We start from the raw sequence: 8,268 nt of genomic DNA, 5'->3' as shown, positions 1-8,268 counted from the left end.
CTGGCGGGGTTTGGGGCGGAGCCCCAACAAAGTCTTTCATATCAAACCCTTTTTTAGCAAGGGTTCCGAATAGATACCTTCTTTTAATCATTTTTACTCTTTGTTTCTCCGCAACCGCCTGCCCTGCATCATCGCCAGAATCACCCCGAATGCCATCACTCCTGCCCCCCACCAGACCCAGGCCACCAAAGGATTGACATAGATCCGGAAGGCCCAGGCCCCTTCAGCCACCGGATCCCCCAGCACGACATAGAGATCCTCGCGCCAGGTGGTATGGATGGCCGCCTCGGTGGTGGGCTGGGAATTGCCATTGTAGACACGCTTTTGGGGACGCAGGGTCAATGTTGTTGACCCTTTGACCGCCCGCACGACCGCTTCATCGGCCTGCCAGTTGTCCTGGGCTGCCCGGCCCATGGATTCCAGGGTCAATTGCCAGGAGCCGATCCGCATGACATCCCCTGTCCGCATGACCAGATCCCGTTCCTGCTGAAACAGACCCGAACCGATGAAGCCGGCCACCATCATCAGGATGCCCAGATGGGTCACGAATCCCCCATACCGGCGTCGATTGCGCATGACGAGCCGCCCCAGGGCAACTGGAATGGAACCGGGTTCCCGCCGCCGTCTGGCGGCAACGCCCTTGCGCAAATCCTGCACATGGGTGATCACCACAAACACGATGAGTCCCACACTGGCCACGCCATAAGGATGGCGCACGCCCAAGAACCAGGCCAGGAGAGCCGCCAAGACCGCCAGAAGTAGAAACGGCATGAATTCACGACCCAACACTGCGGCATTGGCCCGCCGCCAGGGAATGGCTGGACCGAACCCCATCAAGGCCAGCATGCACAACATGATTGGGACAAACACCTTGTTGAAATAAGGGGCACCCACCGACACTTTGGCCCCTCCCAGGGTTTCCAAGGCCAGGGGATACAGGGTTCCCAACAACACGGTCAGGGAAGCCACCACGAAAAACATGTTGTTGAACAGAAAGGCGCTTTCCTTGCAGACCAGGGTATCCAGTTGCGGCGCGGCACTTTTGAGGATGTCCGCCCGGGTGACAAGGACCCCAAAGGAAAAAATCAACAACACCGCCATGAAGATCAGGATGAACACCCCGCGCCCCGGATCGTTGGCAAAGGCATGCACCGACGACAAAACCCCGGAACGCACCAGAAAGGTACCGAGCAGGGAGAGGGCAAAGGTGGTGATGATCAGGAACAAATTCCAGGTGCGGAACATGTCGCGCCGCTCCTGGACCATCACCGAGTGCAAGAAGGCGGTGGCGGTCAGCCAGGGCATGAAGGAGGCATTTTCGACCGGATCCCAGGCCCAGTAACCACCCCATCCCAGTTCGTAGTAGGCCCAATAAGCCCCGAAAACAATCCCGGTCGTCAACATGGCCCAGGCAAAGAGGGTCCAGCGGCGCGTGGCCAGGATCCATTCGGAACTGGAACGGCCATTGATCAAGGCGGCCATGGCAAAGGCATACGGGACGGAGAATCCGACATAGCCCAGATAGAGAAAGGGGGGATGAAAAACCATGCCGGGATCTTGCAGAAGCGGGTTGAGATCCCGCCCATCCGGCGGTACGGGAAAAAGGCGTTCGAACGGACTGGAGAGAAACAGGACCAGCAGCAGAAAGCCCACCACGACCGCGCCCAGAATGCCCAGGACCCAGGGCATGGAGTGCGCATGGGTGGACCAATGCCGCCAGATGGCCAGGGCACCGAAGACCGAAAGCAGCCACACCCACAGGAGCAGGGACCCTTCGTGACCGCCCCACATGGCGGTGGCCAGGTAAAAGAGGGGCAGTTTCAACGAGGCATGGCCGGCCACATAGCGTACCGAAAAATCATGCTGAAGAAACGCCATGACCAGGCCGAGAGTGGCCACGGTCAGGAGCAGGGCAACCATCAGGGCCGCCTGGCGACCGACACGAATCCAGACCGGACGTTCCAGGATGCCGCCCAGCACCCCGGCACCGGTCTGCGTCAAGGCCATGGCCAGGGCTGTCAGTGCTGCAAAATGTCCCACTTCGATCCACATGGCGGTCACTGCACCGTCTTGAGAATGGAACGGCGGGCCTTTTCCAGGCCCTCTTCGGTCATGGAGACCGGCATGTAATCTTCAGAGTGCTTGGCCAGGACCGAGGTGGCCTCGAAGTGGGGAACCCCGCTTCGCCAGACCCCTTCCACGACGACCCCTTGCCCTTCCCGGAACAGATCCGGCAACACACCGTTGTAATGGGCCATCACCTCACCCTTGCCGTCGGTCACGAGAAAGTTGACCTCCAGAGATCCCCCTTTCCGGACCAGCGAACCGGCCTGGACCATCCCGCCGATACGCACCTTGCGGCCCTCGAACTCGGCTGATTTCTGGCGAATTTCCGTGGGGGTATGGAAGTAGACCAGGGAGTCGGTAAACGAGGTATAGAGCAGGGTGAGCAGGGCACCCCCCACCATGACCAGGGTCACGATGAGCATCACTCTTTTATTTTTGTTGGCCATGATTCCGTCCTTCCTGAACCAGCCGTTCCCGCAGATGCCGACCCTGGCGCTGCCAGAGGAGGGTCATTCCCCCATAGACCAGCAGGGCAATGCCGTAGGCAACATAAACATAATTCGAATAATCAGCCATGCTCGATTCCTTCGCGATCCAGGGCATCCAGACAGCGCTGGTCAGCCAGGTTATTCGTATCATCGGAGATGCCCGGTTCCTTCGCCAACCGGGAGATCCGGACAGCCTTGGTCAGCCGGATTTTCGCAGTGCCAGACCGGACGACCCTGGTCAGCCGGATTTTCGGAGTGTCAGACATGCCCGGTTCCTTCGCTGTCCAGGGCATCCAGACGACGCTGGTCAGCCACATTTTTGGTTTTAAGGATGACCAGGTAGGCCGCCATGATGGCAAAAGCCAGGGCCATGATCAACAGGGGAGTCAACAGGGGACCGGCGATGGCCGGTTTGACCTTCCCCGCGAACGAAGAGGGTTGATGCAGGGTACGCCACCAGACCACCGAAAAATGGATGATGGGCAGATCGACGGCTCCCACCAGGGTCAGGATGGCGGTGGCCTTGGCTCCCTTGGCGGGTTCATCGAGGGCACTGCGCATGGCCATCACCCCGACATAGATGATCAACAGCACGAGCATGGAGGTCAACCGGGCATCCCAGGCCCACCACGCCCCCCACATGGGCTTGCCCCAGATGGAACCGGTGGCCAGGGTCACGACAGAGAAGGCCGCCCCCACGGGTGCTGCCGCCTCGGCGATGATATCCGCCGTTTCGTAGCGTTTCCACAGGTACAACACACTGGCCCCGGTCATGACCAGATAGAGAAACAGAGCCATCTGGGCCGACGGCACATGGATGAACATGATGCGCACCGAATTGCCCTGCTGAAAATCCGGCGGGGCGTTGATGACCAGGTACAAACCGACCAGCAGCAGCAGCAGGGCCACTCCCCCCACATATTTCTGAATCCGGGCCAGAAAATTGATCACGGCATGTCACTCCTCTACCAGCCAGCCAAACCCCCAGGGGGCCATGGAGAGATAGACCACATCGAAAATGACCAGAAGCTGCAACCAGGGTAGCATGTTGCCGTTTTGGGTCAGGGCGATACCGGTCGCCTGCACCCCGGCGATCAGCAGGGGGACCACAAGCGGCAACAGCAACAGGGCCAGCAGGGTTTCCCGGGAACGGGCCGCCTGGGTCAGGGCCGCCAGCAACACGCCAAGACCAGTCAATCCCAGGGTACCCAGCACCAGGATTCCCAGAATCACATGCAGCCGGTCCCAGGCATCCACGTTGAACAGAACCAGCATGCAGGGCAGCAACAAAATTTCCACGAGCAGCGTCAGGAACAGATTGCCCCACCACTTGCCAAGATACAAGACCCCACGTGGCATGGGGGAAAGAAGCAGACCCTCGAAGGCAGCATCTTCCTCTTCGGCCTGAAACACCCGCCCCAGGCCCACCAGGCTGGTGAACAGCACCGTCACCCAGAGCAGGCCGGGCAACAGGCGGTTGGCCTCCTGGCGATCCGGTTCGAAGGCGGCCTGAAACACCACCAGCACGGCAATGGCAAAAAACAGCATGGCCGACAATGTGGACCGCCGCCGAAAATCTCCGACCACATCCTTCCAGGCAATTCTGTAGGCTGCCCTCAACAAGCCGGTTTCTCCTCAATAAAATCCTTCATTTCAGAATAGCTCATCTACCACCATGATGGAGGCGTCGTGCAACTGCCTCTGAGAGGCTGTCCATGAACTCTCGGATAAAAAAAATTGGAAAGAAAGATTTTATTGGGGCTCCGCCCCAAACCCCGCCAGGAGGAAGGGCAGAGCCGCTTCCTCCTGGACCTCCATCCCAGTTTTTTATTCGTTTTTTTAAAAATTATCATGTTTATGGACAGCCTCTCAGGGGAACCAGACGTCCCGATTCCAAATGGCGGGGAACGTGGACCAAGGCCGCCACCCGTTCCGGATCATGGCTGGCCATGACCACCGTACCGCCACCAGTCAGGTAGGTCGTCAGCATCTCATTCAACCACGTCACGCCTGCCGCATCCAGGGCCGAGTATGGCTCATCCAGGAGCAGGAGTGAAGGTGTGGCCAGTTGCACCCGCGCCAGGGCCAGTCGTTTGCGCATGCCGGCGGAAAAGCCGCGCACCGGTCGCCGTGAAAAACGCCCCAGGCCGACCGATTCCACTGCGGACAGCAACCGTTCCGGCGTCACGGCCAACCCGCGCAGGTCACAAAAAAAACGCAGATTTTCCAGGGCATCCAGATGGCCGTACAGGTGGGTATGATGTCCCAGCAGCATCAGTTGTCCCCGGGCAGCATCCCCCTCCCCCTCGGCCACATTCAGGCCATTCAGAAAATAACGTCCTTCCCGCAGACGAAAACGGGTGGCCAGGATTGACAACAAGGTTGATTTTCCTGAACCGTTGGCACCAAACAGCACAACGCACACGCCCGGCCCGGCAGTCAGGTCCACACCATTCAGCACTCGTTGCCGCCCGTAGCGATATTGAATTCCTTCTGTCACAAGTTCTGCCATCTGCCAACCCTTCTGCAAGGTGTCCCTTCAACAACAGATAATCCAAAAGAGAAAACAAAACCGCCACGGAGGGGTTATTCATACCCCTTCGTGGCGATATTTACAATTCAGCCGGTTCACCGATCAACGATTATTTATCCCGGGATGGATACCCTGCCATGCAACGATTATTTTCCCGGAGAGAGTACCTTGCCATCATATCCGGTTTGTCGTTTGACCAACTGGGCTGCCAGTTCGGCCTGTTTCTGGCTGGCGAAAGGTCCCAACCGCACCCGGTAATGGGATTGACCATTCACGGTATTGGCTTTTTGGAACTGGGGCATGGCATGACCCTCGAACACCACACTCTTCACCTTTTCCTGAACAGCCTTGGCCCGATCACTGCTGCTGAAGGATCCCAACTGCACCGTATAGCCACCGGTGGCATCCGCAGTTTCTTCCCTGGGGGATTGCGCCGGCTGAGGAGAGGCCTTGGCCTGTTGCGGCATCGGGGCTGGCGCAGTTGCTGTTGGCTTGGGAGCCTTGGCCGCTGCCGGGTCGTTGTGTGTCGAGCGCTGCTGTCGTGGATCCGTTTCCCGTGTCGTCTGGGTTGGTTTGCCAGACGCTGCGGGTGTCCTGGCCTTGGGTGGTGGTCCCTCTTCCGGTTCCGGCATCACCTGTTCCCGTGCCGCCCAGGTGCCAATGGGATCGGCTGCCCCGCCGGGTCTGGTCGCTCCGGGGGCCACCTTGTTCCCTTTTTTGGCTGTGGCCGGGTGCTGTGCCACGGCAGCCGCAACAGGTGGTGTTCCACCCTGCCCGGCCCCACCTGCCTGATGCACGGCAGCCGTCTGATCCGGACCTCCGCCACTTCCGGGTGCCGCCCCTTCAGTCGCCTGGGCTTCGGCCTGTTCCGGTGGTGTACCGGCCTGATTTTGGGCGTTTTCAAAAATCGGTGCCGGTTTGACGGTTTCGATCCAGGGTCGCTTGGCATCCTCGGATGGCCGATTGGCCGGGGCCACCACGAGCGGACGCCGAACCTCTTCAACCACCGTCTGTTTCGGATCCTGGATCATGTTGTAGATCACCACGACCAGGATCAAGCCAAAAATGACCCCGCCAACAATCAGAAATACCTGCTGTTCACGGTTGGGAGATGCTTTCATGGTCCTTCCATTCCGATCCCCTCCCGGCATGAATTCTGCCTGGGGCGATCCGTGCTTTCCTTGCACATTTAAAATTGCACCGTCTCGACCTTGCCAGAGGTCTTCGCTTTCATACCTCCAGATATTTGGGGAACTCTGTCAGATTCCGGCATCCCCCCTCCTCCACGACAACGACATCTTCCAGGCGCACCCCACCCATGTCAGGATAATAAAGGCCTGGTTCCACAGTCACCACATGGCCCACTTCCAGAATCTGGCCTTTCGTACCAATCCGGGGCGCTTCGTGAATCTCCAGACCCAGACCATGGCCGGTACCGTGGAAAAAACCTCCCTGGCGTCCATCCGGGGTTGGACCCGTCAAAAATCCGGCTGCCGTCAAATGTTGGCTCACGGCGGCATGGATCTCTTCGCTGGCAACGCCGGGTCGGATTCGGGAAAAGGCCACCTCCTGTGCCTGGCGCACAGCCTCCCACGCCTGCCGCACCCGATCCGTGGGTTTGCCGCGACAGACGGTACGGGACATGTCACCCCAGTAGCCGCTCTCTTCCACGCGCGGAAACACATCCAGAATGATCGGCCAGTGCGCCAGCAAGGGACCCGAACCCATTTCATGCGGGTCCGCCCCCTGGGGACCACCCGCCACGATGGTATTCCGGGGCATGGCCCCTTCCGCCACCAGATGGCTGTTGATCCGCGCCCGCACCCGTTCACTGGTGAGCGGCGCGCCATCCAAATGGAGCCAACCATCCTCTCCTATATCCGAAGCAATAATCAGGCCAATCCCAGCTTGCATCGCCCGCCCGGTCATGGCAAGTGCCTGGCGAATCGCCTCCACCTCCGCCGGACGTTTGCGCTCCCGCTCCGGCCAGAAATTACCGGATGCCACCGTCACCGTCACCCCACGCTGACGCAAGCCATCCGCCACCCCCACGAAAAAATCGCGGGGAACCAACACCTCGCGCAAGCCGAGTTGCCGCAGAAAGCGGTCGATCAAATCGGTCATGTCCGGTGAAGATAGCGGATGTTCCTCGATATGGCGCTTGCGCAAAGGTTCCCAATCGTGAACCTCATCCACCCGGGATACCCGGCGCGTCCGGTCAATCTCCAGGGCCGAAGTCACCACATGGCGGCGTCCGGAAGCATCCTGCACAAACAAAAACGGATCCGGAGTCATCATACCGGTGGCGTAGAACATGTCCGCCGAGTTTTCACCCGCCGCATAGAGTAAACGTCCGGTCATGATCAGGCCTGCCGCAACACTTCAGCCACCAGTTTTTCGATCCCCTGCCCCACCTCGCCAATGCTCGCCGCACACATGTAGGCCGCCGATGTGACGATTTTATGGGCCTGGTCCACAACAATGGCATCCACGGCGCTCTCCTGGTGGCGGTTGCCCATGGCCGCAATGGCACCGGCGGTGCCGGGATCGGTGCCGATGGTCAGCGTCAACCCCTGGTCGGCAAATATGCGCGAAATCACCGCCGGAGAGATACACAACGCCCCGATGGGCTTGCCGGCCTCCTGCACCCCCCGCAAAAAAGCCGCAACGGTGGGATCCACCTGCGCCTGGGGTCCGGCGAATGCCACCGTTGACAGGTTTTTCGCGGCCCCAAACCCCCCGGGCAAAATGACCGCATCCACATCCGCCACCTGCACCGTGGCCAAATTGCGAATGTTGCCCCGAGCAATACGGGCCGACTCGATCAGCACATTGCGGGATTCAGGCATCTCCTGACCCGTGATGTGATTGATGACGTGGTGTTGGGCCATATCGGGTGCCATGCAGATCGCTTCCGCTCCGGCCCGATCCAAAAAAAACAGCGTCAAGGTTGCTTCATGGATCTCTGCCCCGTCAAACACGCCACACCCGGAGAGCAACACCCCAATGCGTTTTTTTGCCACCGTTCGTCCTCCTGAATCATCCAGACTGGTTGGGAGTTTTTCTGAACACAATGTATCCATGAAAAATCTATTGCCCAGAAAATATTATTTTAACTGGAAATGATTTTTTATTGGGGCTCCGCCCCAAACCCCGCCAGGGGGAAGGGCGCAGCCCTTC

At 59.3% G+C, this 8,268-nt stretch carries 10 protein-coding genes; all 10 read right to left on the bottom strand.

The window, feature by feature from the left end; all coding sequences use genetic code 11:
• Nucleotides 1–93 precede the first annotated feature (93 nt).
• Nucleotides 94–2,052 carry a heme lyase CcmF/NrfE family subunit gene (locus tag HQL65_19460; GenBank protein MBF0138415.1) on the bottom strand — a complete coding sequence of 653 codons (1,959 nt, stop codon included), beginning with the start codon at nucleotides 2,050–2,052 and terminating at the stop codon, nucleotides 94–96.
• Between the two features lie 5 nt (nucleotides 2,053–2,057).
• Nucleotides 2,058–2,513 (bottom strand): cytochrome c maturation protein CcmE, encoded by a 456-nt coding sequence (gene ccmE, locus HQL65_19455; GenBank protein ID MBF0138414.1) that lies wholly within the window; start codon nucleotides 2,511–2,513, stop codon nucleotides 2,058–2,060.
• Nucleotides 2,497–2,643: a hypothetical protein gene (locus tag HQL65_19450; protein MBF0138413.1), complete on the bottom strand. Its 147-nt coding sequence runs from the start codon at nucleotides 2,641–2,643 to the stop codon at nucleotides 2,497–2,499. The genes ccmE and HQL65_19450 overlap by 17 nt, the downstream gene beginning before the upstream one ends.
• Complete coding sequence (locus HQL65_19445; GenBank protein ID MBF0138412.1) at nucleotides 2,636–2,821, bottom strand: hypothetical protein; 186 nt, start codon at nucleotides 2,819–2,821, stop codon at nucleotides 2,636–2,638. The genes HQL65_19450 and HQL65_19445 overlap by 8 nt, the downstream gene beginning before the upstream one ends.
• A complete protein-coding gene (gene ccsA, locus HQL65_19440; GenBank protein ID MBF0138411.1) occupies nucleotides 2,814–3,506 on the bottom strand; it encodes a cytochrome c biogenesis protein CcsA in 693 nt (230 codons plus the stop codon). The genes HQL65_19445 and ccsA overlap by 8 nt, the downstream gene beginning before the upstream one ends.
• Before the next feature lie 6 nt (nucleotides 3,507–3,512).
• A complete protein-coding gene (locus HQL65_19435; GenBank protein ID MBF0138410.1) occupies nucleotides 3,513–4,178 on the bottom strand; it encodes a heme exporter protein CcmB in 666 nt (221 codons plus the stop codon).
• A gap of 232 nt (nucleotides 4,179–4,410) precedes the next feature.
• Nucleotides 4,411–5,067 (bottom strand): heme ABC exporter ATP-binding protein CcmA, encoded by a 657-nt coding sequence (gene ccmA / locus HQL65_19430; GenBank protein MBF0138409.1) that lies wholly within the window; start codon nucleotides 5,065–5,067, stop codon nucleotides 4,411–4,413.
• A 167-nt stretch (nucleotides 5,068–5,234) separates the two neighbouring features.
• The gene (locus HQL65_19425; protein MBF0138408.1) at nucleotides 5,235–6,209 is read right to left on the bottom strand and encodes an SPOR domain-containing protein; all 975 of its coding nucleotides are present in this window, start codon (nucleotides 6,207–6,209) and stop codon (nucleotides 5,235–5,237) included.
• A gap of 109 nt (nucleotides 6,210–6,318) precedes the next feature.
• On the bottom strand, nucleotides 6,319–7,449 hold the full coding sequence (locus tag HQL65_19420) for an aminopeptidase P family protein (protein ID MBF0138407.1): 1,131 nt from the start codon (nucleotides 7,447–7,449) through the stop codon (nucleotides 6,319–6,321).
• Nucleotides 7,450–7,451: 2 nt separating this feature from the next.
• Nucleotides 7,452–8,171 carry an isoprenoid biosynthesis glyoxalase ElbB gene (gene elbB / locus HQL65_19415; protein ID MBF0138406.1) on the bottom strand — a complete coding sequence of 240 codons (720 nt, stop codon included), beginning with the start codon at nucleotides 8,169–8,171 and terminating at the stop codon, nucleotides 7,452–7,454.
• Nucleotides 8,172–8,268 lie beyond the last annotated feature (97 nt).

The organism is Magnetococcales bacterium (assembly GCA_015228935.1).
Taxonomy (GTDB): domain Bacteria; phylum Pseudomonadota; class Magnetococcia; order Magnetococcales; family DC0425bin3; genus HA3dbin3.
This window is presented reverse-complemented; position numbering and strand designations above follow the sequence as displayed.

Bases quoted from the DNA above. Each gene is read 5' to 3' on its own strand.
- HQL65_19460 (MBF0138415.1), bottom strand. From the start codon at position 2,052: ATGTGGATCGAAGTGGGACATTTTGCAGCACTGACAGCCCTGGCCATG.
- ccmE (MBF0138414.1), bottom strand. From the start codon at position 2,513: ATGGCCAACAAAAATAAAAGAGTGATGCTCATCGTGACCCTGGTCATG.
- HQL65_19450 (MBF0138413.1), bottom strand. From the start codon at position 2,643: ATGGCTGATTATTCGAATTATGTTTATGTTGCCTACGGCATTGCCCTG.
- HQL65_19445 (MBF0138412.1), bottom strand. From the start codon at position 2,821: ATGTCTGACACTCCGAAAATCCGGCTGACCAGGGTCGTCCGGTCTGGC.
- ccmA (MBF0138409.1), bottom strand. From the start codon at position 5,067: ATGGCAGAACTTGTGACAGAAGGAATTCAATATCGCTACGGGCGGCAA.
- HQL65_19425 (MBF0138408.1), bottom strand. From the start codon at position 6,209: ATGAAAGCATCTCCCAACCGTGAACAGCAGGTATTTCTGATTGTTGGC.
- HQL65_19420 (MBF0138407.1), bottom strand. From the start codon at position 7,449: ATGACCGGACGTTTACTCTATGCGGCGGGTGAAAACTCGGCGGACATG.
- elbB (MBF0138406.1), bottom strand. From the start codon at position 8,171: ATGGATACATTGTGTTCAGAAAAACTCCCAACCAGTCTGGATGATTCA.